General features: G+C 39.8%; 27 protein-coding genes. 21 read left to right on the top strand and 6 right to left on the bottom strand.

Annotated elements, in window-relative coordinates; all coding sequences use genetic code 11:
* Positions 1 to 19: 19 nt before the first annotated feature.
* Complete coding sequence (locus FG28_RS07150; protein ID WP_036381303.1) at positions 20 to 706, bottom strand: helix-turn-helix transcriptional regulator; 687 nt, start codon at positions 704 to 706, stop codon at positions 20 to 22.
* A gap of 69 nt (positions 707 to 775) precedes the next feature.
* Between FG28_RS07150 and FG28_RS07145 the strand changes: the two genes are divergently transcribed.
* From FG28_RS07145 to FG28_RS07100, 10 genes are all read left to right on the top strand, one after another.
* Positions 776 to 1,084 (top strand): antibiotic biosynthesis monooxygenase, encoded by a 309-nt coding sequence (locus FG28_RS07145; RefSeq protein ID WP_036381300.1) that lies wholly within the window; start codon positions 776 to 778, stop codon positions 1,082 to 1,084.
* Positions 1,085 to 1,124: 40 nt separating this feature from the next.
* Entirely contained in the window at positions 1,125 to 1,538 is a 414-nt protein-coding gene (locus FG28_RS07140; protein WP_036381297.1) for an amino acid-binding ACT domain-containing protein, read from the top strand.
* Positions 1,496 to 2,017: an OsmC family protein gene (locus tag FG28_RS07135; RefSeq protein WP_231562605.1), complete on the top strand. Its 522-nt coding sequence runs from the start codon at positions 1,496 to 1,498 to the stop codon at positions 2,015 to 2,017. Before FG28_RS07140 ends, FG28_RS07135 begins: the two co-directional genes overlap by 43 nt.
* A gap of 88 nt (positions 2,018 to 2,105) precedes the next feature.
* Positions 2,106 to 3,008 (top strand): glycoside hydrolase family 43 protein, encoded by a 903-nt coding sequence (locus FG28_RS07130; protein WP_036381291.1) that lies wholly within the window; start codon positions 2,106 to 2,108, stop codon positions 3,006 to 3,008.
* 130 nt (positions 3,009 to 3,138) lie between these two features.
* Positions 3,139 to 3,567 carry a MarR family winged helix-turn-helix transcriptional regulator gene (locus tag FG28_RS07125; protein WP_036381288.1) on the top strand — a complete coding sequence of 143 codons (429 nt, stop codon included), beginning with the start codon at positions 3,139 to 3,141 and terminating at the stop codon, positions 3,565 to 3,567.
* A 7-nt stretch (positions 3,568 to 3,574) separates the two neighbouring features.
* Complete coding sequence (locus tag FG28_RS07120; protein ID WP_036381285.1) at positions 3,575 to 4,069, top strand: GNAT family N-acetyltransferase; 495 nt, start codon at positions 3,575 to 3,577, stop codon at positions 4,067 to 4,069.
* 182 nt (positions 4,070 to 4,251) lie between these two features.
* Positions 4,252 to 4,650, top strand: a complete 399-nt coding sequence (locus FG28_RS07115; protein ID WP_036381282.1) for an NUDIX domain-containing protein — start codon at positions 4,252 to 4,254, stop codon at positions 4,648 to 4,650.
* A gap of 135 nt (positions 4,651 to 4,785) precedes the next feature.
* The gene (locus tag FG28_RS07110) at positions 4,786 to 5,553 is read left to right on the top strand and encodes a LytTR family DNA-binding domain-containing protein (RefSeq protein ID WP_036381279.1); all 768 of its coding nucleotides are present in this window, start codon (positions 4,786 to 4,788) and stop codon (positions 5,551 to 5,553) included.
* 75 nt (positions 5,554 to 5,628) lie between these two features.
* A complete protein-coding gene (locus FG28_RS07105; RefSeq protein ID WP_156102221.1) occupies positions 5,629 to 6,090 on the top strand; it encodes a nuclear transport factor 2 family protein in 462 nt (153 codons plus the stop codon).
* 61 nt (positions 6,091 to 6,151) lie between these two features.
* Positions 6,152 to 7,081: an SMP-30/gluconolactonase/LRE family protein gene (locus FG28_RS07100; RefSeq protein ID WP_036381273.1), complete on the top strand. Its 930-nt coding sequence runs from the start codon at positions 6,152 to 6,154 to the stop codon at positions 7,079 to 7,081.
* Here FG28_RS07100 and FG28_RS07095 read toward each other — a convergent pair.
* Positions 7,078 to 8,175 carry a lactonase family protein gene (locus tag FG28_RS07095; protein WP_036381270.1) on the bottom strand — a complete coding sequence of 366 codons (1,098 nt, stop codon included), beginning with the start codon at positions 8,173 to 8,175 and terminating at the stop codon, positions 7,078 to 7,080. The genes FG28_RS07100 and FG28_RS07095 overlap by 4 nt on opposite strands.
* Before the next feature lie 219 nt (positions 8,176 to 8,394).
* Here FG28_RS07095 and FG28_RS07090 point away from each other — a divergent pair, with 219 nt between their 5' ends.
* Positions 8,395 to 9,891, top strand: a complete 1,497-nt coding sequence (locus FG28_RS07090) for a hypothetical protein (RefSeq protein ID WP_036381267.1) — start codon at positions 8,395 to 8,397, stop codon at positions 9,889 to 9,891.
* 20 nt (positions 9,892 to 9,911) lie between these two features.
* Here the strand turns inward: FG28_RS07090 and FG28_RS07085 are convergent, their stop codons facing one another.
* Together FG28_RS07085 and hemH are read right to left on the bottom strand one after the other, a co-directional pair.
* The gene (locus tag FG28_RS07085; protein ID WP_036381264.1) at positions 9,912 to 11,291 is read right to left on the bottom strand and encodes an MATE family efflux transporter; all 1,380 of its coding nucleotides are present in this window, start codon (positions 11,289 to 11,291) and stop codon (positions 9,912 to 9,914) included.
* A 105-nt stretch (positions 11,292 to 11,396) separates the two neighbouring features.
* Positions 11,397 to 12,443, bottom strand: coding sequence for a ferrochelatase (gene hemH, locus FG28_RS07080; protein ID WP_036381261.1), 1,047 nt, complete (start codon positions 12,441 to 12,443; stop codon positions 11,397 to 11,399).
* Positions 12,444 to 12,596: 153 nt separating this feature from the next.
* Here hemH and FG28_RS07075 point away from each other — a divergent pair, with 153 nt between their 5' ends.
* The 3 genes from FG28_RS07075 (at position 12,597) to FG28_RS07065 (ending at position 15,916) form a co-directional block, all read left to right on the top strand.
* On the top strand, positions 12,597 to 13,670 hold the full coding sequence (locus tag FG28_RS07075; RefSeq protein WP_036381258.1) for a mechanosensitive ion channel family protein: 1,074 nt from the start codon (positions 12,597 to 12,599) through the stop codon (positions 13,668 to 13,670).
* A gap of 76 nt (positions 13,671 to 13,746) precedes the next feature.
* Positions 13,747 to 15,054: a hypothetical protein gene (locus FG28_RS07070; protein ID WP_036381255.1), complete on the top strand. Its 1,308-nt coding sequence runs from the start codon at positions 13,747 to 13,749 to the stop codon at positions 15,052 to 15,054.
* The gene (locus tag FG28_RS07065; RefSeq protein WP_051947211.1) at positions 15,029 to 15,916 is read left to right on the top strand and encodes an N-acetylmuramoyl-L-alanine amidase-like domain-containing protein; all 888 of its coding nucleotides are present in this window, start codon (positions 15,029 to 15,031) and stop codon (positions 15,914 to 15,916) included. Before FG28_RS07070 ends, FG28_RS07065 begins: the two co-directional genes overlap by 26 nt.
* Here FG28_RS07065 and FG28_RS07060 read toward each other — a convergent pair.
* Positions 15,902 to 16,663, bottom strand: a complete 762-nt coding sequence (locus FG28_RS07060) for a ThuA domain-containing protein (protein ID WP_036381252.1) — start codon at positions 16,661 to 16,663, stop codon at positions 15,902 to 15,904. The two genes, FG28_RS07065 and FG28_RS07060, sit on opposite strands and share 15 nt — an antisense overlap.
* An 11-nt stretch (positions 16,664 to 16,674) precedes the next feature.
* A complete protein-coding gene (locus FG28_RS07055; protein ID WP_036381249.1) occupies positions 16,675 to 17,571 on the bottom strand; it encodes an AraC family transcriptional regulator in 897 nt (298 codons plus the stop codon).
* 192 nt (positions 17,572 to 17,763) lie between these two features.
* On the opposite strand from FG28_RS07055, the gene hemA reads away from it, so the two are divergent.
* The 7 genes from hemA to hemF are packed head-to-tail and all read left to right on the top strand — an operon-like array spanning position 17,764 to position 23,521.
* Complete coding sequence (gene hemA, locus FG28_RS07050; RefSeq protein WP_036381247.1) at positions 17,764 to 19,020, top strand: glutamyl-tRNA reductase; 1,257 nt, start codon at positions 17,764 to 17,766, stop codon at positions 19,018 to 19,020.
* A complete protein-coding gene (gene hemC, locus FG28_RS07045; RefSeq protein WP_036381244.1) occupies positions 19,017 to 19,943 on the top strand; it encodes a hydroxymethylbilane synthase in 927 nt (308 codons plus the stop codon). The genes hemA and hemC overlap by 4 nt, the downstream gene beginning before the upstream one ends.
* Entirely contained in the window at positions 19,921 to 20,583 is a 663-nt protein-coding gene (locus FG28_RS07040) for a uroporphyrinogen-III synthase (RefSeq protein ID WP_036381242.1), read from the top strand. The genes hemC and FG28_RS07040 overlap by 23 nt, the downstream gene beginning before the upstream one ends.
* The gene (gene hemE / locus FG28_RS07035) at positions 20,580 to 21,605 is read left to right on the top strand and encodes a uroporphyrinogen decarboxylase (RefSeq protein WP_036381239.1); all 1,026 of its coding nucleotides are present in this window, start codon (positions 20,580 to 20,582) and stop codon (positions 21,603 to 21,605) included. The genes FG28_RS07040 and hemE overlap by 4 nt, the downstream gene beginning before the upstream one ends.
* Positions 21,602 to 22,087 (top strand): DUF6973 domain-containing protein, encoded by a 486-nt coding sequence (locus FG28_RS20025; RefSeq protein WP_051947210.1) that lies wholly within the window; start codon positions 21,602 to 21,604, stop codon positions 22,085 to 22,087. The genes hemE and FG28_RS20025 overlap by 4 nt, the downstream gene beginning before the upstream one ends.
* A 14-nt stretch (positions 22,088 to 22,101) precedes the next feature.
* Positions 22,102 to 22,629 carry a GNAT family N-acetyltransferase gene (locus FG28_RS07025; RefSeq protein ID WP_036381236.1) on the top strand — a complete coding sequence of 176 codons (528 nt, stop codon included), beginning with the start codon at positions 22,102 to 22,104 and terminating at the stop codon, positions 22,627 to 22,629.
* Positions 22,619 to 23,521 (top strand): oxygen-dependent coproporphyrinogen oxidase, encoded by a 903-nt coding sequence (gene hemF / locus FG28_RS07020; RefSeq protein WP_036381233.1) that lies wholly within the window; start codon positions 22,619 to 22,621, stop codon positions 23,519 to 23,521. The genes FG28_RS07025 and hemF overlap by 11 nt, the downstream gene beginning before the upstream one ends.
* Positions 23,522 to 23,527: the final 6 nt, after the last annotated feature.

Genomic DNA, 23,527 nt, shown 5'->3' with positions numbered 1-23,527 from the left:
AGATCGAAATTGGATGAAGTCACTCTATAGAAACCCCAAGAAATTTGCTGAGCGCTTGTCTCCCTTTTGATGTAATTACCAACTCTCTCGAAAACTTAACCTTCCGGAACCAATCATCCTTTATTGTATAGTCCAAGAAAACGGCTCCTAGCTGACCTGCCAAATGTGGGCGGCGTTCAGACCAATCCAAACATTGCCGTGTCAACGGACGACGGCTTTTGGCCAAATCATTTTCCGTAATATCGAAATTTATAAGCCAATCCCAACCTTCCTTTGATACCTGATAGGAATCTTCCGATTTCATCAAATATCCATTGCTAACCATGGCCTCAGTAACGGTCACACCCACATAGCCCGCGAGATGGTCGTAGCAGGTTCTGCAATATTCAACATTCTTTTTCTGTTTGGGAATTTCCGAATCGATAGGGTTTTTATCGTCAACCAAGTTAGACAAAGCCTCAACGGCATATGCTACATTATCGTTGGCAAATGAGTAGTATCTGTGTCTTCCCTGTGTATCAACTTTCAGAATATTCCCATTGAGCAACTTTGACAGATGATTGCTTGCAGATGTAGGAGACACATCGGCGGACAATGCCAATTCGGTAGATGTATACGCTCTTCCGTCTAACAATTTCCATAACATTCTTGCCCTAACAGGTTCACAGATTAAAGCTGCCACAAGGACAAAATCATCGCTATCCATTGTTCATTATTAAATGAAGTGTAAATATAACCAATGCATCAAATTTGTAGAAACTTTACTGATTAGAAAATGATAGCAGTTTTATTTGAAGCATTTGTTACCAACGGCAAATGGGAAGATTATCTTGAACTGGCTTCAAAACTTAAAACAGAATTAAACCAAATTGAAGGTTTTATTGCTGTAGAGAGATTTCAAAGTCTGACCAATCCCGAAAAAGTTCTTTCGCTTTCGCTCTGGAAGGATGAAGTCGGAATAATGGAATGGCACTGTAATGAGAACCATCAGGAGGCCCAATTTGTTGGGAGAACCAAAATATTTAAGGATTACAACATTAAAATAGCCAGTATAGACAGGGAATACAGCAAGAAAGACAGGTAATTCTCCTCTAAAACCCATGTAAAAAGAAAACATTGAAAATATGAGAGATATTGAAGTAATATTAGAAAACAAGCCCGGACAACTTGCATTGATGGGAGAAGTGTTAGGGAAAAAAAATATTAGTCTGGAGGGCGGTGGGGTCTTCCTTGGAAAAGATCATGGCATTGCCCATTTTCTGGTTAAGGATGCTGACAATGCTAAATTGGAACTTGAACGTGTTGGCATAGAGGTTAGACAAATCAGTCAGGTGATAATCCAAAAACTGAGACAAGATATACCCGGTCAACTAGGGATGTTCTGTAGAGAACTGGCTGAAGCGAACGTAAATATTTTGACACAATATAGTGACCATGACAATCAGCTGATTGTTGTTGTGGACAATTATGAAAAAGGGAAGCAAATTTCAGAGGAATGGATGAAAAAAATGTGGAACGACGACGATTACATAATATGAAAAAGTACCATCACTATTCTGCTACAATAAATTGGACTGGTAACAAGGGCAAGGGAACTCCAAATTATCGAGATTTTGAAAGAAGCCATGTTATAACGGTCAAGGACAAGCCTGAAATCCTGGGTTCATCGGACCCTACTTTCAGAGGTGAGAAAAACAAGTATAATCCTGAAGAACTGTTGGTAGCATCCCTAGCCTCCTGTCATATGCTGTGGTATTTGCACTTATGCGCAATAAGTGGTGTAAACGTATTGGAATATTCGGACAATGCCACTGGTCTCATGATGGTATCAAAAGATGGCGGCGGACGATTCTCAAAAGTTGAGCTTAATCCGACTGTAAAAGTTGCTGAAAAGTCAATGGAAAATAAAGCCATGGAGCTCCATAAAAAAGCGAATGAGCTTTGTTTCATTGCAAACTCGGTAAACTTTAAAGTGGTCCACAATCCAAAATGTATTTTTAGGCAGCCCATAAGATAAAAAAAGGAACCACAATAATAGCTGCTATCATTGCGAAGCATAATTGTGGATACTGTAAGAAAAATGATTTCAAGATATTGAATGGAAAATGCAAAAAAATGTAAAGATGATATGTAATAATCCCATCATCAGGCATAAATATACTGCTGATCCAACGGCATTGGTCTACGACGATACATTGTATCTGTACACCTGTCATGACGAAGCACCAATAGGTACGGAGAAATATGTTATTCGAGAATGGTTGTGTTTTTCATCTTCCAATCTAGTCGAATGGAATGAGCATCCAGTTCCCCTAAAATCTTTAGATTTTAAATGGTCAAGTGGTAAGGCCTATGCATCGAATGTAATTCATCACAAAGGAACATTTTATTGGTATGTTGCCATAGAGCACGCCATCACAAATGAATCCGCAATTGGTGTGGCAAAATCCTTAAGTCCCAAAGGTCATTTTAAAGATGCAAGAGGTTCTGCGATCATAACACTCGATATGCTACCTTTCACAGATAACAAAAAGGCCAATCTTGACCCAAGTGTGATTATAGATAATGATGGCCAACCTTATATTTTTTGGGGAAACAAGACATGCTACTTTGCCAAACTAAAGGAGAATATGATAGAACTGGAAGGCAAGATCGGAATTTTGGATTTACCGGAATTTGAAGAGGGGATCCATATACATAAACATAATAGCTGGTATTACCTTTCCTATGGTCATCAGATGCCAGAAAAAGTTGCTTATGCCATGAGTAGGAATATCCAAGGGCCATGGGAATTTAAGGGCATATTAAATGAACTTGCAGGCAACTGTAAAACCAACCGTCCCGCGATTTTGGATTTTAAAGGCAAATCTTACTTCTTTTACCACAATGGTGGGTTAAAAGATGGAGGAAGTCATAGACGTTCTGTCTGTGTTGATTATTTATATTACAATCCCGACGGTACATTAAAACGAGTGGTGATGACTTCTGAAGGTGTAGGGCAGGTATAGAATACCTTAAAGACAAATATTGATAAGGAAAATTCGAAGTAGAACCCTGGCCATGTCTTTATAAATGCATATGGATATATGGCTTTGATAAAATACTTGCTTAAAGCAAGTATTTTATTATCTTTACATCATGAAAAAAGATACCATACAAAAAATAAGAGAATTCAATCGTTTTTATACCGGGATAATCGGTCTGACAAATAATCATATTTTGCAAAGCCAGTATTCCCTTTCAGAGGTTAGGGTAATGTTTGAAATCTATTACAAACCGACCATTACAGCAAGACAAATAAAAGAAATCGTTCAAATCGATGAAGGCTATTTAAGTCGGTTAATCTCAAAACTGGTAAAACACGGCATCATTGTTAAAGCAAAGTCTAAGAACGACAAAAGGGAATATTCTCTTACACTTACCTTAAAAGGAAAAGAAACATTTCTAAAACTCAACGAAAGGTCTTCAGACAGTATTTCGGGAATTATTGGTCATCTCGACACTAATGAACAGGAAGAATTGGTAAGCCTTTTCGAAAAAGTAATGAACTTATTAGTCAAAAAGTAAATCAGTGATGAATTTGAACGATACACATATCAGGACAAACATTAAGCCTGGTGACCTGGGTTTTGTAATGTACCGTCATGGCAAACTATATGGTGAAGAATATAATTATGGTGTTTCATTTGAAACTTATGTCGGAGCAGGTTTGCATGAGTTTTATGAAAATTACAACCCTGATCTGGATAGAGCTTGGATATGTGAATATGAAGAAAAGATTGTGGGTTTTCTTTTGTTGATGCACAGGAAAAACCATACTGCACAACTCCGCTATTTTTATCTTGAGCATGAATTTAGAGGCATTGGATTGGGAAAGAAACTAATGTCACTTTTCATGGATTTCCTTCAAGAAAAAAAATATCGATCTTGTTATCTATGGACTACCCATGAATTGTTATCTGCAGCCTCACTTTACAAAAGGCATGGATTCATATTGACAAAAGAAAAGGAAACAACAAGTTTTGGAAAATTGATAAAAGAACAACGCTACGATTTATCAAAAATATAGTGTATTTTAAATATGATCCAAAATGGGTAAGGAGTGCTCACAAGAAACAAAAATATGCATGAAAATGGATAATAAATCAGCTAACTGCCATCATTTAGCAAAGATAACAGCGGGGAGATTACTATATCCAAACTTGAAAACATAAGAAAAGCATTGCACCACATTCTCCATAATAACCTAAAATGAAAGAAATTGATAAAATCGCATTTATTGAAACCAAGAATGGACAAATTTTAAGCACAAAATCTAAAGGAAAAACCAAATACTATATCCCTGGTGGAAAAAGAGAGCCTGGAGAGACTGATGAAGAAACACTTATAAGGGAAATTTTAGAAGAATTAAGTGTAAAAATCAAAAAAGAAACGATTGAATATGTTGGAACATTCATTGCTCAATCAGATGGGGCAAAAGAAGGTGTTTTAGTCAAAATGACCTGCTACAGGGCTGAATACAATGGGATTTTACATCCGTCAAGTGAGATTGAAGAAATAAAATGGCTGAACTATAAGGATTTGGATATCATATCCGAGGTGGATAAAAAAATATTCAGATTTCTCAAAAAAATTGGGGAACTGGAATAAAATGGATATTGTCCTAATTCCTAGAATCTTTCTTCCAGAAAAATAGCGGTATACAAGAAAGTGCAAGCTCGATAGTTCAAAAAAATGATGGTTAGCAGGCTAACAGCCAACTACTTTTTCCCTTAAATTTATCCTATGCCCAAACTTATTTCCCTAATAAGCCTCTTTGTATTGCTCAACATGGGCATTGGCCGCATGTTTCAGGCAAGTTTGGGGATTCCTTGTTTTTCTGAATTGAGTATTCTAGCCGTTACCAGTTTTGTTTTTTGGACCGCTTCTGCAAAGCAAATCAAAGTATGGGCCCAAAAATGGTCTTTTAACCCCCATTCCAAATCCCTATTGATTCAGGGAGGGTTGGGATTATCGGCCTCAGCATTGAATATCATTGTGGGACAGGTATTGGTCGTTTTTTTAATGACCACGGTGTACCAGTGCACTTCGCCCAGCTTCAATTTGCTGAATGCGGGACTAACCAACAATATTGCCGTAAACTTGCTCTGCTATTTCTTTCTCTTGTTCCATTTTGTTGGAACTGAATCAAAATCAACCCCAAACGCATCCGAAAAAGCTACGCAAATAAAAGTAAGCAAGAAGGGAATGCAATTTATACTTCATCCCTATGAAATCATGTATGTGGAAACCAGTAATAATTGTATTGTACTGCATACTGAAAAAGGGAAGTTTGTAAAATATCAAAGTCTACGTTCTTTCCAAAAACAGGTTTGTCCCAAAAATTTTAAGCGAGTGCACCGTTCCTATTTGGTAAATCGCTTTTTTATGGACCATTTCCAAAAGAACAAAAATGGAGATGGGGTCCTTCATTTAAAAAATGGAACCGAACTTAAATTCAGTCGGATGTATTTTAAGGATTTCATCGATTCTGACTCCGCGACTCACGCCTAATTTTCCGCGGCTCACCTAGCCTATTGTTGACCACATCCTTTTTACGGTTAGTTTTGAAACATCAAAAAAAGAAATGTGAATCGCTATTTCAGTATCCTTGCCACTATGACGTTGCTATCCTGTGGAGTAGAAACAAAATCCACAGAATCCACCCCAATCATTTTAGAACAAGACCAAGCTTTGCTGCGGCATTTGAAAGAAGTGGATTGGCCCAAGGCCTATCGGGAGCAAGACACGGTTTTACTTGGTTCCATCTTGGGAGATGATTTTCAAATGATCGATGCCGATGGAAACTGGTCCAACAAAGCCCAAGAATTGGAATGGATAAAGGCGCATTCCAGCCCCCACGATTCCTTCTTCTTTGAAATAAAACGCTTGGATATTCTACCCAATGGCACAGCAATGATTTGTGGAACGGGACACATCTTCAAGGACTCCACCAAGACCATTTACCAGTCCAGCAATGTAGTGGTAAAACGCAATGGGCAATGGAAGGCCATTGCATCGCATGTGTCAGGGATTCAGCAGGTGGAATGAAATTCTAAAAATCAAAATTTGAGCCGTAATATTTAGTATTTTCCGCATTCAATCGTCAATCATGCGAATCGTCTTTTTATTGGCCTTATTTATTTCATGCGTTAATCCTGAAAAACCAATTGAACTCCATTTTGAGAAAGATTTGATTCCCGAAGGAATTGCCATCGACCCAGTTTTACAAAAGGTGTACTTAAACAGTTTAAAAAGTGCCAAGATTGTCCGTTGCAATTTGGATGGAAGCAATCCTGAGGAATTTCTTTCCAGTCATCAATACGGATATCTTTCGGGTTTTGGGATGACCATTAAAGGAGACACGCTCTATGCATTGGGAAATGGGTTGTCCAAGGAAAATAATACCTCCATCTTGCTTTTGTTGGATATATATTTAGGAGAACTCATCCAATCCTACCCGCTGGACAATGGAAATTTTGTGTTTTTGAATGACATTGCCGTGAATTCCAAAGGGACCGTTTACATTACGGATTCAGAAAGTAGTGACATTTACACCATTAATCCGAACACAAATCAATTGGAGGTCTTTTTCTCCAATAATGAAGTGAAACATTCCAATGGCATTGCTATTTCCAATAATGAGCAATATCTATATCTGGCCACCTACACGAGTGGTATTCGGGTTTTGGACATTGCCAACAAGAAACTGATTAACCAACCCAATGCTTTTAAGGGCATTGATGGGATGAAATTTTATCAAAACCATCTTATTGGGATAGTCAATGCAAAACGAGACCTTTCTCAAAATGGAATCTTTCAATTTAGGTTGAATGAAGAGGGTTCCGAAATTCTATCGGAAACCAAAATTTCAGAATTTGAACAATCCTCGGACATCCCTACAACTTTCGCAATTAATAGAAATCACATGTATTTTGTGGCAGATTCCCAGTTGGATAATTTTGACCAAGGTAACAATACTATTGTCAATCCAACTACGTTGGAAAATTACCGGTTGGTGAAAAGGAAGCTCTCCTTTTAATCCAAGAACTCCAAGCAAATAGGGTTGGGCACCTCAACTTCACTTAAATAAGTCAAAATTCCCGCCTCCTTATCCCTTTTGAACACCACAACATTGCTGCTACTTTTATTGGCCACCAACAAAAATTCTTCTGTGGGATCCAAAGCAAAATTTCGGGGCCAATCACCATGAACGGGTTGCCTTCCTACCAAGGTCAATTCCCCGGAGGCAGGGTCCACGGCAAAAATAACGATGGTGTTCTCCCCTCTGTTGGAGCCGTACAAAAACTTTCCGTCGGATGATAAGTGAATATCGGCACAGGCATTCCTGCCTTCATAGGTTGGGTCTAAGGTTTCCACTACTTGGATTTCTTGGTAAGCTCCGTTGGAATCTTTCTCAAAAACCGATATGGTGGCATTTAGTTCGTTGATTACATACAATTTCCCATTTTGTCCAAATGTAAAATGGCGGGGGCCTGCACCGTTGGCAAATGACAAAGAGGGTTGGTCTCCGGGCACAAATTTATTACCATCCAATTTATAGCGTTTAACCGCATCCAAACCCAAGTCGGCCACAAAAACACCTTCTTCGGTAAATTGTGCCATGTGGGCATGTGGCGTTTTTGTGGTGTCCAAAACTTTATGGTCTATGATCTGTGGGGCTTCCCCAAAAGATCCATCTTCTTTTAATTTGTAAAGGGCCACATTGCCTCCTACATAATTGGAAACCGCCAAGCGCCCATCTCCAGAAAGCGATACATGGCAAGGGCCAGGACCTCCAGTGCCTATACTATTTTGTGGTTCCAAGACGCCATCTTTTAGTTTGAAAGCGGTGACTCCTCCCCCTAGACTATCAAAATCTGAGGTTTCCTGAACTGCATACAGATGTTGTTTGTCCTTGGAAATGGTCAAAAAAGAGGGGTTGGGTAACTCGGCCGCCAATTTCATGGAATCCAAACTGCCTGTTTCGGCATTGAATTGAAGTGAATAAATGCCTTCACTGGCTCCATTGGTATAGGTTCCTACAAATAGAGTATACATTTCTTTTTGTTCGGTTTTTTGGCCACAGGCCATTGTTAAAATAGTTATTAGACTTAATACAAGTGTTTTTTTCATGGTTTGGTATAATCAAGGCCCCTAAAATAACGAAATCTCTGGTTACACGATTAAAATCAATCTATCTGCTTAAAATTTATCTCTCCTGCCTGTTTATTGATCTTGGAACCATAAAATTGCAATCATTGGACAAATATTGGTTCAAAAGGGCTATTGGTCAAATGAGCTAGCCAAAATTGGGGCTGATTTGGGATTTTTGGTAAAAGCGATGAAACGCCCATGACAAAATCCGAAAAATACTTTAAGGATTCCTTTTTTGAGGAATTGACCAAAACAACAGAGAAAACCAATATCGGCCATGAAGTTGTAAAAAACGTGGAAACCTTGTTTGGCCATTCCATTTCTGAATCGACACAAGCGGTGCTGCAATTTCTTCAAGATTATAAATCCGGTGCTGGGTTTGGAGACTATTTTACCACTGATTTGGCATTGCCAGAAAACCAAACGAACAATACTTTTAAATGGCTTCTTTCGCATGGAAAAATTGAAGTACTGGCCCAAGCCTTTACCAACTCGGTTATGATTGGCGCTGATTCAGGTGGTCAGCAATATTATATAAATCTTGACCTTAAATACCCTGAAGTGTTTCTTCATAATTCTGGTGTACTGGATATGAAATTCTTGGCAGATTCTCCAGAATCGTTTGCCTATCTGAATCTTATTTACCAAGACTTCATGCTTTTCGCCCATGACCACCAAATAGCTATTGAATCCATAATTGATGGGGAACTGCCAGATAGCCCTGAGATTTCTTTTTTTCAAGAAGAGCTGAAACTGTTATCGGGAAAAATCAATCTTGCCAATGATAGTGATGTATACAGTAACTATCAAGAAATATGTAATGGGTTGAACGGCACTGAACTGATTGCAACATCTTCCACAAACGCGATGGATGCGTATGACAACGCTTTTTGGATCATGCGCCTGTTGACCAACAATTTTGAAACTCCTCCTGCTGATATAAGATCCATCCCTGAAACAAATACAGAAAGCCTTGAAAATGGTGCTGAACTGCTCTATTGGCTTTGGCACTACTATTTTATTGGAGAAGACAACGCTTTGAATAATTTGTGCAACCGATGCAAAAACCACCCGGCCAAAATTGTCAGAGATACTGTTTCGGTTGTTGATATACTTCTTAAAAAGCCTAACGAACTCACCGAATTGAACTATTTACGTTTACAACGAGATTTGTTGGTCAATGGGAATGTGCCCCCCATTTTTGAAAAGGAAATTGACGCCGCTTTCCTGAAGCCACACAAACAGGATGATTACACAATCAGTTCCACCAAAAAAATGCTGCTGAAGAATCTTGATGATTATAGGGCTTGGGACCAATTAGCCTATGCCTATAACACCTTAAAGGTCTGGGAAAAGGCTCAAATAGCAGCAGAAAAGTCCTTGGCTTTCAATCCCAATTCTTACTATGCTTGGTTGCAGCACGGCATTGCTCTTCATGAACAAAAACATTATGAGGGAGCTTTGGCATCTTATGACCGTGCCTTATGCTTTAATGGACATCCAAATTTATGGACCAATAAAATTCTGGCCCTATTGGAGAGCGATAAATTCTCTGAAGCAACTGGTCATTTGGTACATCAAAGAATAAAAGTTGATACAGCGTATGAGTTTGTTTCCAACTATCAAGAGAGTTCCATTAAACTAGAAGAGGTCGAGACTTTGCTTGTAAAGCTGTTGGCCAATCACATCGCCTAGTATTCTGTTTTTATGCCTATTTATTTAGATAGCTTAAGCCTGACTTCTCGGGCCAAATATATTCCGGTTACCACAGTGGAAAGAGTATCTGCAATGGGAAACGATAACCATACTCCGGTTTCTTCCATAAAATGAGGCAATATGAGTATCAAAGGAATAAAAAAGAAGCCCTGCCGGGTCAAGGTCAGCAATAAGGCCGGAATTGCTTTCCCCACTGCTTGAAAATAAGCGGCCCCTATCAGTTGTAAAGCAATAATGGGCGTGGCGGCAAATACCAATCGCATGGCAAACGGAGCATGCTGTAGGACAAAAACGTTTGTTGCCAGTTCTTTTTCAGAAAGTTCAGGTCGATTACTTAAAAACAAAGAAGCGATTTCTCCAGGAAATACCATGAGAATCACAAAAACAATGGTTGCCACCAGAGCTGCATATTTTACGGCCGTATAGATAGATTCCTTTACCCGATCATACTTTTCGGCCCCATAATTGAACCCCGCAATGGGCAAGAAACCTTGTGTAACCCCAAAGACCGGAAACAGGGCAAACATCAACATTCTGCCGATAATGGCGTAAACCGCCACCATGGCCTCTCCCCCCAAATTGAAAAGGATGTTGTTCATAAGCAAATAGGTAATGCTGGTCACGGCCTGTCTGGCCAAGGTCACAAAACCAAGCGAACCTATCTCTCTCAAAATAGGCATATCGAGCCCAAAATGGGGTAGGCTTATCTTTAATTCTGAGTTATTGGAGAGGAAAAAATACAGGATATATGCAAAGCACATCAAATAGCCAACCGTTGTGGCCCAAGCCGCGCCGTGCATTCCCCAATCGAACACATAAATGAAAATGTAATCCATGAGCAGGTTGCCCACCGAAGGGATGATCATGGCAATCATGGCAAACTTGGGTTTCCCCTCGGCCCGGATGACTGTGTTTCCCATCATACAGAGTGCTAAAAAGGGTACACCGTAGAGAATGATGGTGTAATAAATCTTTGCTGGGTCAAAAATTGCCCCCTTGCCACCAAAAGCCGGAATAAGGCTATCTACGTAGTAGAGCCCCAAAGCGACCATGGAAATGGTAACAATCAAGGTCAATGTTATTTGATTACCAAAGGTTTTAAGGGCCTTATCCCTATTATTGGCCCCCAACGCACGGGAAATGATACTGGAACCCCCAATACCGATGGCCATGCCCAGGGCTGCAATAAAAAACGAAACGGGAAGTACCACATTAATGGCGGCTATGGCGATGGAACCAATCCAATTTCCCACGAAAATAGAATCCACCAACACATTGAGCGACATCACCAAAATACCAATGGAAGCCGGGACGGCCTGTTTGATGAGCAATTTTCCGATGGGTTCTACCCCAAGTTCTTCAGAGGTTACTTTGGCCATGCCAATGCTTGTGCTTTGAGAGTGAAATCTGTATGCAGTATGGTGTCCCCAAAACTACAATACCTTTATCAAATTCGCTTTGCTGTTTTTTAGTTTTTTGGTTTCCTACTGAACCCTAGTTTCAGGAAGTTTTCCATTTTCTTGCCATTCCTTGATCCACGCTGCCATTAATCCAGCCCAGTCGTCTCTGTCGTTTAAACAGGCTATGTGGATATAATCTTCTCCTCCCGCTTCTTCAAATTGATGTTTCCCTTCCATCGCTATTTCTTCCAAAGTCTCCAAGCAATCACTCACAAATGCTGGGGTGATCACCGCCAATCGTTTTTTTCCTTCTTGGGCCAAGCGTTCAAATTCTTCGTCGGTAAATGGTTGCAACCATGGGTCGCTCCCCAATCTGGATTGGAACGATGAACTGACTTTGGCGTCATCCAAATCCAACGCTTTCTTCACCAGTTCCGTGGTATCCAAGCACTGATGCTTATAGCAAGTATGATGTGCAACGGAGTTCGTCTTGCAACATTGCCCATCTATTTTGCAGTGGAATTTGGTGGGGTCCGATTTTTTAATGTGTCGCTCCGGAATCCCATGATAGGAAAACAAGATATGGTCATATTCAAAACCTTTCAATCCTTCCGCAATACTTTTTGAGAGCACTTTCACATACTCTGGATTGCTATAGAAAGCGGGCAAGGTGGTCAGGTGCATCTCAGGGAAGTGTTCTTGTTGTGCTTCCATGGCCTTAACTACTACCGTTTCATAGGAAGACATGGCATAGTGGGGATACAAAGGCACAAGCAGCACCTCATCCACCCCTTTTTTTTGTAATTCTTTAAGGGCACTTTTAATGGTCATTGACCCATAGCGCATACCCAAAGCAATGGGAAGATCGGTCTTTTGGCGTACTTTTTCCGTGAAACGTTCTGAAATGACAATGAGCGGAGAGCCTTCATCCCACCAAATTTTGGCATAGGCTTCCGCAGAGCGCTTAGGGCGTGTATTTAGAATGATTCCCCTAACAATAATGTTCCTAAGGACTGGATTCACGTCTATAACACGCTCATCCATCAAAAATTCATCTAAATAGGGTTTAACATCTTTAGGGGTGGGGCTATCGGGTGAGCCCAAATTGACCAATAAAACTCCTTTTGGCACAGCTTTTTTGTTTTAGAGTTCAAAAATACAACTTGACTCTGACTTTGTATTTTCCCTTTCAAAATACTTTCTTATGGAGAAATAATGAAATTCAATCCAAAAACGGAGAGTACTATTCCTTGATGTATAGTTTTCTCCCCTATTTTTGTTACTATGGAGTCCTTTTACGACAACGTTTCAAAAGAATCACTGATTTATTTAGGGATTACCCTTTTCTGCCTGGTCTTTGTATATTGGGCCATATCCATCCTGTTGAAACGTTTGGGCAAAAACCCGAAATACCTCTTGCCCGATGGTTCCTTTAAAAAATTGGCGCTACCGTTGATCTTGATTTTTGTCTCCGTCATCCTACGGATTAATGCCCTGCGCAACGTTTTAAGTCTTGAGGAATCGGAGTATTGGTTTAAAAAGTCAAGTACCCTCTTGTTTATCTTTGCCATGACCTGGCTGGTAATCGCTCTTTTGAAGATTGTAAAACAGGTCATCCTTAGAAACTATGATGTAGGTGAAACGGATAATCTAAAGGCCCGAAAAATCTATACCCAATTTACCATCTTGGAACGCATTATCATCTTTGTTGTCATTCTTCTGGCTCTTGGTTTAGCCTTGATGAGTTTTCAAGAAATTCGAGAATTAGGTATAAGTATTTTTGCTTCAGCCGGTGTGGCGGGTATTATCATTGGTTTTTCGGCCCAAAAACTTATCGGAACCATATTGGCCGGCATCCAAATTGCCATAGCCCAGCCCATAAAACTGGACGATGTGGTGATCGTGGAAGGGGAATGGGGCCGTATTGAAGAAATTACCCTGACCTATGTGGTGGTAGCCATTTGGGACAAACGCCGATTGATCGTACCCACGCCCTATTTTATAGAGAAACCTTTTCAAAACTGGACTAAGACCTCATCCGCTATTTTGGGAACTGTTTTTTTATATGTGGATTACAACGTCCCTTTTGATAAGTTACGGGAAGAATTAACCCAAATCTTGAACAACACCAAGTTGTGGGATGGTGAGGTCAATGTGCTACAAGTCACCGAGTCTAAGCCCAATTATGTGGAGGTACGTGCCTTAATGAGTGCTAAGGATTCACCTACTGCTTGGGATTTACGAGTTCATGTTCGGGAAAAATTGATTGTATACTTGCAAGAAAATTATCCTGAAAGCATTGCACGTACAACAAGGTTGACGATTGAACATAAAGATGAAAATCAAAACGGCTCATAAATTCAATACAGCTTTTCAATTTATCAGAAATTTCTTCGTTTTTTTAATTGGACGTCTATCTTAAAAAACTGTCAAGATGAAAAACTTAAAACCAATGTTATTGGGATTCCTTTTCATTTTTTATGGATGCTCAAAAGATGAATCTGAAGAACCTAATCCCGATCCAACAGGTGATGAAGAACCAGAAATGGTAACCTACTTTACTTTCGAAGTTGCTCTATCCACAGCAGAAACTGACAATTGGATTATTATTCATGATAAAGATGGCGAACTATTGGATTACAGAGAATTTGAAGCAGGGGACTCATTAATTTTTGATATTCAAGAAAAGAAATTACCTGACAACTTAACAATAAGTTTGTTCACTTATGACAATAGTTCTTTTGGGAATATGAGACATACTATTAAATCTTATCCTGAAATACAAATTGGCTCCAATTGGAATTTTGGACCTTATCCAGAATATGATCCTGTTACATTTAGAGATCAAACAGGAAGTTTTGACATCTCTGTTAATAATGCAGTTTCACCTAGATATGAAACATTTTCGGACAAAGATGGTCACATCTATACAAAACAAGGTCTTGATAACGGTGTTAAAGATCAGGTTTCTCATCTTGATGTAAGATTAAATGAGTATAATAATATATTTTATACTTTCTATGACTCAGATAATGAATCGAAGTATTTTTTTATTGAAGACATTTCAGATGAAGATATCATAGAAGTAGACTACTCTGAATTTAATTTTTATGATTATTATCTTGAGGTAGATATTCCAATTTCAAACCCTGTAGCCTATAACTTATATGTAGTTGTTCAAGCATTTGAGGATAATCAGTCGTATTCAATTGGAGGTGGAATTTATACTACATTAATAGATACCAGTGCACTAGCACCTAATCCTATAAAAATTGGATATTTGGATTTGTATAGTAGATATAGAACACGATTTAGTTTTGGAAGTGACGTTTATGAGTATGATTATGAAAAATATGGGGTCAAACCAGAGAATATAAGTATACCAAAAAATGCCTCGTTTACAATAGCCGACCAGTCCTTTTCTAATTATCAATTTATAACAAACCTCGATTATCAAATGAAAGATGTTCAATGGGAAGTAAAAGAAGGTGTGCCTCTTGTTAATAGAATTCAAACAACATGGAACGTTATTTCTTCTCCTTATTTTTCTGGGACTATTGGTGAAATTCCTGAAGAAATACAACAGACTTACCCTAATTTAAGGGTTGGTAATTTAAATTTGATCTCAACTTCTTTGCATTTGGATTTTCTTTCTTATCCTGATTTAATACATCAAGAGTTTATTGAGCCCGAACTAAAAGCAATTTATGATTCACATGAAATTTTTAGATTTTACCATTAAAAATCTATTTAACCCTATTGTTAGTCTACTCATCGTTTTGGCGATATCATCTTTTGCATTTGCCCAACAAATCACATGTTCTCCTGAGGACAAGTCTCTTTTTGAATCCAAAATGGATGAACTTCAAGAAATCCAGGCATCCAATTTGGGAGATACACTTGTGCAGGTAGGAAGGTCGTTTATGGGAACAGCGTATGTGGAAAAGACCCTTGAAGTTGGGGAAACAGAAACCCTTGTTGTGAATTTTTCGGGATTGGATTGCACCACTTTTGTTGAAAATGTGCTGGCTTTTGGATTAATGCTCAAGAACGAGCAAGAAACTTTTAATGCATTTGCAGAAAATTTAAAAACCATTCGGTATAGGGATGGTATTTTAAAAAGCTATCCTTCACGTTTACATTATTTTACGGAGTGGATTCGAAACAATCAGAAGAAGGGTTTGGTCAAGGATATCACCTCGGAATTGGGTGGTGTGTTACTAAACAAACCTATCAATTTTATGGGAACACATCGTTCACTCTATCCTTTTTTAACGAATGATGAAAATTTTGAAGCCATGCTTCAAGTGGAAAAGGAACTGGCCCACGAAGAGCTTTGTTATTTGCCACAAGATCAGATTGAAAGTAAAGAGCACCTGATCCAATCGGGAGATATTATCGCGTTGGCCACCTCTATAAAAGGCCTGGATGTGACCCACACTGGCATCGCCATCCATCAACCTGATGGAAGATTGCATTTGCTCCACGCATCAAGCAAAAATGGGGAAGTGGAAATTTCAGAATTGCCCCTAGCAGATTATCTCAAAAACATCAAAAGCAATATCGGGATCATTGTGGCTAGACCCACCTTACTTTCGTTTTAGGCACCATTCGATGGCCCCTAATAAATGTTGTCTAAAATTGGGCTCATCAAAGGATTCATTGGTATGCCCCCCTCCGGTGTAAAAGGATCTACCGCCATCAAATTCGTGGTACCAGGCAATAGGGTGGTTGGCTCCATTGGTCCCTCCCTCATAAGTGGTTTCATCCAAGTTCATCAATACGGTTACATTTGGGTTTAGATCCTTGAAGTTGTACCATTCATCATTGCGGGACCATACATCTGGAAGATGGGATGTTGAAGGATGCGATTTATCCACCACCTTAATTTTTGCACTTCGCACATTGGGGTTGTTGGGATGGTTCACAAAATATCCTCCTACCAACGTACCATACCAGGGCCAATCAAATTCCGTATCAGATGCTGCATGAATTCCCAAATAAGCCCCACCATTTTTTATATAACTTTCAAAGGCTCGCTGTTGTTGGTCGTTCAGCACATCCAAGGTTGTGCTCAAAAAAACCACCAATTTGTAGTTGGCCAGATTCTGTGGTGTAAAATCCTCCGAGGATTCTGTCTGCAGTGCAATGAACCCGTTTTTCCGGCCCAATTCCCGCAACGTTTGCACCCCTTTTTCAATGGACTGGTGCCGGTATCCCACAGTTTTGGTAAAAACCATCACCAGTTCGGGCATTTTTACACTATCGGTTTCTGTGGTTTTGGGCGTGTCTTGTCCAAAAGTTGTAACCACCAAGCAAATTGCCAGTAAGGATGAAAAAAGAAATCTCATTGTCTTGATTTTTATGTGTTTGAAGTTAAATATTTTTTTGGCGTTGTACCGTATTTCTTTTTAAAAGAAGTGATAAAATGGCTGGCCGTGCTATAGCCCACTTTTAACCCTACCTCATTGACATTGTGTTTTCCCGTTTCCAGCATTTTCCGGGCATATTCCATCTTGTAATCGAACAAAAAACCATAGACCGAATCACCATAAATCTGCTTGAATCCTTCTTTCAACTTTTTCAAGCTCAACCCTATTTCGGCAGAAAGTTCGGCCAAGGTAGGCGGTTCGGCCATCCGGGAAATCATGATTTCCTTGGCCATTTTAATCCGGCGAACATTATCTTCATCGGCCAAAAAGGGGCATTGTTCCAAATCGGCCTCCTCGGTTTTGTTGAAATAGAGTGAGATAAGTTCATAAACCTTGCCTTTGACGTACAGTTTTTTAATGGAGGGATGCAGGTTGTAATTCATCAACTGGCTCAACACCACCGCAATGGCCGGTGACACCACTTCTTGGGAATAGTATTTTTTTTCCTGATTTTCCCCACTTAAAAATGGGATGTAATCGGCCTCATTGGAAAATAGGGAATGAAATTTACGAATGGTCATGACCACGGAAAGTAGCCATGAGTTTGGGGAGACGGTTAGGTTAAGGGGTAGATCCTTTTGGGTATTGTAGAGCAACAATGAGTTTTCCTCGGTAACTTCTAACTGGTAATGTCCTTCATTGAAGTTGAACAGGGATCTACCTTTCAAACAAAAATGAAATTGGATAAAGGAACTGTCAATATCCCGTTCAATCATCTGAAAATCCTTTGTATCGTTCTGAATTTTAAGGATATAAAATCCATCTTCCACCAAAATCTCATCATAGGAACCTTTGGCGATATTTTCAATAGCTATATTTGGTTTCATTTCATTCAATTTTCAATTTAGAATCACTCTAAATTGTGTTTTAGACCTTCTAATTAATCAATAATAATAACGTTTCCCCTGATTTTCATCAAAAATAACACATAAAATGATAGTAGCGATTATTTATAGTTCCTCTAGCGTTATTTTTTGACCTATAAGCCTGTTATTTTTGTGCTGCGATTTATATCCTTTATGAGGGACTACCATATTTCAAAACATAATTCCTTCTACGCCATTGGGTTGAGTTACAAGAAGGCGGATGCAGAGGTTAGAGGAAAGTTCAGTCTGGATGTTCCTGCCATTGACCATATTTTGGACAAGGCCAAGGAAATAGGAATTGACGGCCTATTGGCCATTTCTACTTGCAACAGAACCGAACTTTATGGTTTTGCACAACATCCCTACCAACTTATCAAATTGCTTTGCGACGAGACACATGGTACTGTTGAAGAATTTCAAGAGGTGGCCTATGTATACAAAAACCACGATGCCATTTCGCACATGTTTAAAGTAGGCACGGGCCTGGACAGTCAGATTTTGGGTGATTTTGAAATCATCAGTCAAATTAAACAAGGGTTTTATCGGGCCAAAAAACAAGACATGGCCAATCCGTTTCTGGAACGTTTATGCAATTCGGTCATTCAGGCCAGCAAGCGCATCAAAAACGAAACGGAACTTTCTTCAGGTGCCACATCCGTAGCCTTTGCTTCGGTAAAATATATTTTGGACAACGTTGAAGATATTTCCAATAAGAATATCCTATTGTTCGGAACCGGAAAAATTGGCAGGAATACCTGTGAGAACCTAATCAAGCATTCCAACAATTCTCACATTACATTGATCAACAGAACCAGGGAAAAGGCGGAGGACATTGCTGGCAAATTTCATTTAACGGTAAAAGATTATGGTGATCTGCAAACGGAAATCCGGAAGGCCGATATTTTGGTCGTGGCCACAGGAGCTCAATTGCCAACGGTTTCCAAAGTGTTGATCTATTCCAAAAAACCATTGTTGATCTTGGATTTGTCCGTTCCCAAAAATGTGTCGGATGATGTAAAGGAACTGGACAACGTGACCTTGGTTCATTTGGATCAGCTTTCACAGATTACAGATGAGACTTTGGCCAAAAGAAAAGAATACGTTCCCAAAGCAGAAGCCATCATCGAAAAAGTAAAAAAGGACTTCCTAAAATGGTTGGAAACCCGAAAGTTTGCCCCAGTGATCAATGCCCTCAAGGACAAACTGAACACCATGAAGACCGAGGAAATCGATTTTCAGACCAAAAAGATTGAAGGTTTTGACCAAATTCAGGCAGAGATCATCTCAGACCGAATCATTCAAAAAATCACCAAGCAGTTTGCCAATCATCTTAAGAGTAACGAGGTAGACACCGATGACAGTCTAGAACTGATCCAAAAAGTCTTTCAGCTAGAAGTACATTCCAAATGAGCAAAATCATCCGCATTGGAACCCGCGACAGCGAACTGGCGATGTGGCAAGCGACCACCGTACAACAAAAGCTGGAAGAAATCGGGAACGATACCGTTTTAGTGCCCACTAAATCCCTTGGAGATCAAGTGTTGGACAAACCGCTTTATGAGCTCGGGGTAACGGGAATTTTCACCAAAGCTCTAGATGTTGCTTTACTCAAAGGAGATATTGATATTGCCGTACACTCCATGAAAGATGTACCTACCCAACTGCCAAAAGGAATTGTGCAAGCGGCCGTATTGGAGCGCGCGGTAACACATGATATTTTGGTTCACAAGGGTTCCGGATTTTTGGAATCCAACCAACCTGCTACTATTGCAACAGGAAGTTTGCGAAGAAAAGCACAATGGCTAAACAAATATCCCAACCATAAAGTGGTGGATTTAAGAGGAAATGTGAACACCAGGCTTATTAAGTTGATTGAAAACGATTGGCAAGGCGCCATTTTTGCCCAAGCTGGATTGGAAAGAATCAAATTGTTGCCCAAAGATGCCATTCAGTTGGATTGGATGATTCCTGCTCCTGCCCAAGGTGCTATGTTGGTGGTTGCCAAAGAAGAGGACGAATTTACCAGAGAGGCATTGGCAAAGCTCAATCATTCAGAAACTGAAATCGCTACTACCATTGAACGTGAGTTTTTGCGCACTTTGGAAGGTGGATGTACCGCCCCAATTGGCGCCCTGGCTCAAGTGAAAGACGAATCCGTTTATTTTGAAGGAGTGGTTTTCTCCTTGGATGGAAAACAAAAAATCGACATCAAAAAAGAAGTAAAACTTTCAGATGCCCCCGGATTGGGTAAAGCATGTGCCGAAGAAGTCTTGCAAAAAGGCGGCGATAAATTGATGCAAGAAATCAGAAATGAAAACAGTGCTCTCCACTAAAATATTAACCCCTTCACAAAAGGAACTTTTTCTGAATTCTGGTTTGGGTTTGGTGGAATACGATGCCCTAAAAATTGATTTCCTGAATGTGGAAATCCCATTGAATTATAGCAACTACATTTTCACTAGCAAAAATGCCGTAAAAGCATTTTTAAATCAGGTTAAGCCATCGAACTTGTCCAAATTCAATGTGTTTTGCGTGGGAGAGAAGACCAAAATACTTTTGAAGGAAAATGGTTTAAATGTGGTAAAAATGGCCGAAAATGCTTTAGAATTGGGTAAAAACATTTTAAAAAACCATAAAAACGAGCATTTTTTGTTTTTATGTGGAAATAAAAGAAGAGATGAACTTCCAGCATTGTTGACCCAAAACGACATTGAATTTAAGGAGGTTGAAGTATACCGTACCGAGCTAAATCCAAAAGCATTTCAAAGGGATTTCGATGGTATTCTGTTCTTCAGCCCAAGTGGAATCAGAAGCTATCTTTTGGAAAACACCCTAGGGAACAGCACATTGTTTTGTATTGGGAAAACTACAGCCACCGAAGCTCAAAAACATTCAAAACATATTGTTACAGCCAACAAACCAACAGTTGAAAATGTGTTGGTGCAGGCAATTAATTATTTCAAAAATTTATGATAAAAAACGACTTGTTCCTAAAAGCATTAAAAGGCGAAACCGTTGAACGCCCACCCGTATGGATGATGCGACAAGCGGGACGCTATTTGCCCGAGTTTATGGAACTCCGTAAAAAATACGACTTTTTCACACGATGCCAAACCCCTGAATTGGCTTCGGAAATTACCATACAGCCCATTCGCCGCTATGGCATGGATGCTGCTATTTTGTTCAGCGATATTTTGGTGATTCCCCAGGCCATGGACATTGAGGTTGAAATGAAACCCAACTTTGGCCCCTACTTGCCGAACCCTATCCGTTCGCAAACCGATTTGGACAAGGTAGTTGTCCCTGATATTCAAGATACTTTGGGTTACGTAATGGATGCTATTACCATCACCAAGGAAAAATTGAATGATGAAATTCCCTTGATCGGGTTTGCAGGTTCTCCGTGGACACTTCTTTGCTATTGCGTGGAAGGTCAAGGCAGCAAGAGTTTTGACAAGGCCAGAGGATTCTGTTTTACCGAACCCAAGGCTGCACACGAATTGCTGCAAAAGATAACAGACACCACCATTGCATACCTTAAGGCCAAGGTGAAGGCTGGTGTGAATGCCGTCCAGGTTTTTGATTCATGGGGTGGTATGTTGTCTCCACGGGATTATCAAGAATTTTCGTGGAAATACATTCAGCAAATCGTGGATGCATTGAAAGACGAAGCTCCCGTAATCGTTTTTGGAAAAGGGTGCTGGTTCGCTCTTAAGGAAATGGCCAACTCCGGGGCTTCGGCCGTAGGGGTCGATTGGACCTGTTCCGCTCAAAATGCACGATACTTAACGGGAGGCAAGGTTACCCTTCAAGGTAATTTTGACCCTGCCCGCTTACTTTCGCCACCAGAGAAAATCAAGGAAATGGTCACACAGATGATCCGTGACTTTGGTAAGGACAAATATATTGTGAACCTTGGCCACGGAATTTTACCCAATATTCCTGTGGAAAATGCAAAAGCATTTATAGATGCGGTAAAAGAATATAAGGAGTGAACCTTATTGCAGTAGTAAAGCGGGTCGATTTTAAAAATATGCTGAAAGGTGTTTTTATTGGTTTGAGTCGTCCACACCTTATACTCCCAACCATTAATGCCACCAAGGATTGCATAACCATTTCGACCAAAAACTATGGTAAGTTGCACCATAAAAATGGTCCTGCCAATGCATTTAGACACGCTTTTTGGAATTATTTGATTGCGAAACGCTGTCATAACTGGCACAGAAATGAGGAAGCCGTTTTAGCTTGGGCAAAAAAAGTAACCGATTGGCATGAGGATTCATTTCCGAACAAAAAATTGCCAAAGGAAATGGATTTGCATAATAACGAAGTTGGGCGTTTCATCTTTGCCCAAAACACGGAAAAGTCCGAGCAGGAAGTCCTTGAGCTGTTGAAGAATATGACTTTGGAGTCCATTAAAATCGACGAGAACTCAACACTTTCCGAACATAAAGACCGAATGGTACATACTTTATAACAACAAAAAGGGAAATGTCAGAAGCTGTCAAAATAAATTACCTTTCGGAATCTGATGCAGAAGACCTGTACCTCATGATGACCTCCAATGCCGATATATTCAAACGCTTTTTCCCAAGTACGTTGTCCCAAAATGAATCCGTTGAAAATTCCCAAATCTATATTTCCAAAAAAAAGAAAGAAATTCAGACTAAATCAGAGTTTGCCTTTGCTATCAGAAATATAGACGGAGTTGTCATTGGTCTAGTGATTTTGAAGGATATAAAACTCGATTCGGGTGAAGGCGAATTGGCCTATTGTCTGGATAAAGCCGAACAAGGAAAGGGAATCGTTTCAAAATCCGTAAAATTTGTTTCAGAATTCGCTTTTAACGAACTGAACCTCAAAAAACTAAAAATTTTCGCGCACAAGAGTAATTTAGCAAGCATCAGAGTTGCAGAAAAAACAGGCTTTCGATGGATAAAAACGATATCAAAAGCTTATCAAGCTCCAAATGAGGCCTATCTTGATATGGAACTTTACGAATTAGATTATGAAGGATAAGTTTTACCAATACATTCAACAATTACAGGATACCATTACCTCCAAACTCGAAGAATTGGACGGAACCACCAAGTTCCAACAAGATCTCTGGGAACGTGAAGAAGGCGGGGGCGGTAGAACACGTGTCATTGAAAATGGTTCCGTTTTTGAAAAAGGAGGCGTCAATATTTCCAAAGTCCACGGGCCATTGCCCAAAAGCATGCAAAACTATTTTGGCGTGGAAGACGTTGATTTCTTCGCCTGTGGTTTGAGCTTGGTCATTCACCCCAAAAGTCCAATGGTTCCTACCGTACATGCCAACTGGCGTTATTTTGAGATGTATGATAAGGACGGCAACATCGTGGACCAATGGTTCGGTGGCGGACAGGACCTCACTCCCTATTATTTGTTCGAGGAAGATGCTTCACATTTTCATACGATTTGCAAAAAGGCTTGTGATGCCCATAACACAATATTCTATCCGTCCTACAAAAAGAAATGCGACGAATACTTCTGGAATGCGCATCGGAATGAGGCCCGTGGCATAGGCGGGTTGTTTTTTGATTATTGCAAGAAAACCGCGGAAACCAGCATGGAAGATTGGTACAATTTTGTCACCGAAGTTGGAGATAGTTTTTTGGATGCCTACGCTCCTATTGTTGAAAAAAGAAAAGACCTTCCCTATTCCCAAGAACAACGGGATTGGCAAGAAATTCGAAGAGGCCGTTATGTCGAGTTCAATTTGGTTCACGATAAGGGCACCCTTTTTGGTCTCAAAACCAACGGCCGTATCGAGAGTATTTTGATGAGTCTTCCCCCGCACGTACAATGGCGATACGACCATCATCCCGAAAAAGGAAGTGAAGAAGAAAAATTGATAGCAGTACTGCAAAACCCTAAAAATTGGGTTTAATCCGTA

The sequence above is a fragment of the Muricauda sp. MAR_2010_75 genome, assembly GCF_000745185.1.
Classification (GTDB): Bacteria; Bacteroidota; Bacteroidia; order Flavobacteriales; family Flavobacteriaceae; genus Flagellimonas.
This window is presented reverse-complemented; position numbering and strand designations above follow the sequence as displayed.

What these genes read in the sequence shown, in the direction of transcription:
- FG28_RS07090 (WP_036381267.1), top strand. Translation starts at nt 8,395, where the DNA reads ATGACAAAATCCGAAAAATACTTTAAGGATTCCTTTTTTGAGGAATTG.
- FG28_RS07115 (WP_036381282.1), top strand. Translation starts at nt 4,252, where the DNA reads ATGAAAGAAATTGATAAAATCGCATTTATTGAAACCAAGAATGGACAA.
- FG28_RS07100 (WP_036381273.1), top strand. Translation starts at nt 6,152, where the DNA reads ATGCGAATCGTCTTTTTATTGGCCTTATTTATTTCATGCGTTAATCCT.
- hemF (WP_036381233.1), top strand. Translation starts at nt 22,619, where the DNA reads ATGAAGGATAAGTTTTACCAATACATTCAACAATTACAGGATACCATT.
- FG28_RS07140 (WP_036381297.1), top strand. Translation starts at nt 1,125, where the DNA reads ATGAGAGATATTGAAGTAATATTAGAAAACAAGCCCGGACAACTTGCA.
- FG28_RS07040 (WP_036381242.1), top strand. Translation starts at nt 19,921, where the DNA reads ATGAAAACAGTGCTCTCCACTAAAATATTAACCCCTTCACAAAAGGAA.
- FG28_RS07145 (WP_036381300.1), top strand. Translation starts at nt 776, where the DNA reads ATGATAGCAGTTTTATTTGAAGCATTTGTTACCAACGGCAAATGGGAA.
- FG28_RS07135 (WP_231562605.1), top strand. Translation starts at nt 1,496, where the DNA reads ATGGATGAAAAAAATGTGGAACGACGACGATTACATAATATGAAAAAG.
- FG28_RS07070 (WP_036381255.1), top strand. Translation starts at nt 13,747, where the DNA reads ATGAAAAACTTAAAACCAATGTTATTGGGATTCCTTTTCATTTTTTAT.
- FG28_RS07075 (WP_036381258.1), top strand. Translation starts at nt 12,597, where the DNA reads ATGGAGTCCTTTTACGACAACGTTTCAAAAGAATCACTGATTTATTTA.
- FG28_RS07055 (WP_036381249.1), bottom strand. Translation starts at nt 17,571, where the DNA reads ATGAAACCAAATATAGCTATTGAAAATATCGCCAAAGGTTCCTATGAT.
- FG28_RS07085 (WP_036381264.1), bottom strand. Translation starts at nt 11,291, where the DNA reads ATGGCCAAAGTAACCTCTGAAGAACTTGGGGTAGAACCCATCGGAAAA.
- FG28_RS07095 (WP_036381270.1), bottom strand. Translation starts at nt 8,175, where the DNA reads ATGAAAAAAACACTTGTATTAAGTCTAATAACTATTTTAACAATGGCC.
- hemA (WP_036381247.1), top strand. Translation starts at nt 17,764, where the DNA reads ATGAGGGACTACCATATTTCAAAACATAATTCCTTCTACGCCATTGGG.
- FG28_RS07150 (WP_036381303.1), bottom strand. Translation starts at nt 706, where the DNA reads ATGGATAGCGATGATTTTGTCCTTGTGGCAGCTTTAATCTGTGAACCT.
- FG28_RS07110 (WP_036381279.1), top strand. Translation starts at nt 4,786, where the DNA reads ATGCCCAAACTTATTTCCCTAATAAGCCTCTTTGTATTGCTCAACATG.
- FG28_RS07065 (WP_051947211.1), top strand. Translation starts at nt 15,029, where the DNA reads ATGAAATTTTTAGATTTTACCATTAAAAATCTATTTAACCCTATTGTT.
- FG28_RS07060 (WP_036381252.1), bottom strand. Translation starts at nt 16,663, where the DNA reads ATGAGATTTCTTTTTTCATCCTTACTGGCAATTTGCTTGGTGGTTACA.
- FG28_RS07130 (WP_036381291.1), top strand. Translation starts at nt 2,106, where the DNA reads ATGCAAAAAAATGTAAAGATGATATGTAATAATCCCATCATCAGGCAT.
- hemE (WP_036381239.1), top strand. Translation starts at nt 20,580, where the DNA reads ATGATAAAAAACGACTTGTTCCTAAAAGCATTAAAAGGCGAAACCGTT.
- FG28_RS07120 (WP_036381285.1), top strand. Translation starts at nt 3,575, where the DNA reads ATGAATTTGAACGATACACATATCAGGACAAACATTAAGCCTGGTGAC.
- hemC (WP_036381244.1), top strand. Translation starts at nt 19,017, where the DNA reads ATGAGCAAAATCATCCGCATTGGAACCCGCGACAGCGAACTGGCGATG.
- FG28_RS07025 (WP_036381236.1), top strand. Translation starts at nt 22,102, where the DNA reads ATGTCAGAAGCTGTCAAAATAAATTACCTTTCGGAATCTGATGCAGAA.
- FG28_RS07125 (WP_036381288.1), top strand. Translation starts at nt 3,139, where the DNA reads ATGAAAAAAGATACCATACAAAAAATAAGAGAATTCAATCGTTTTTAT.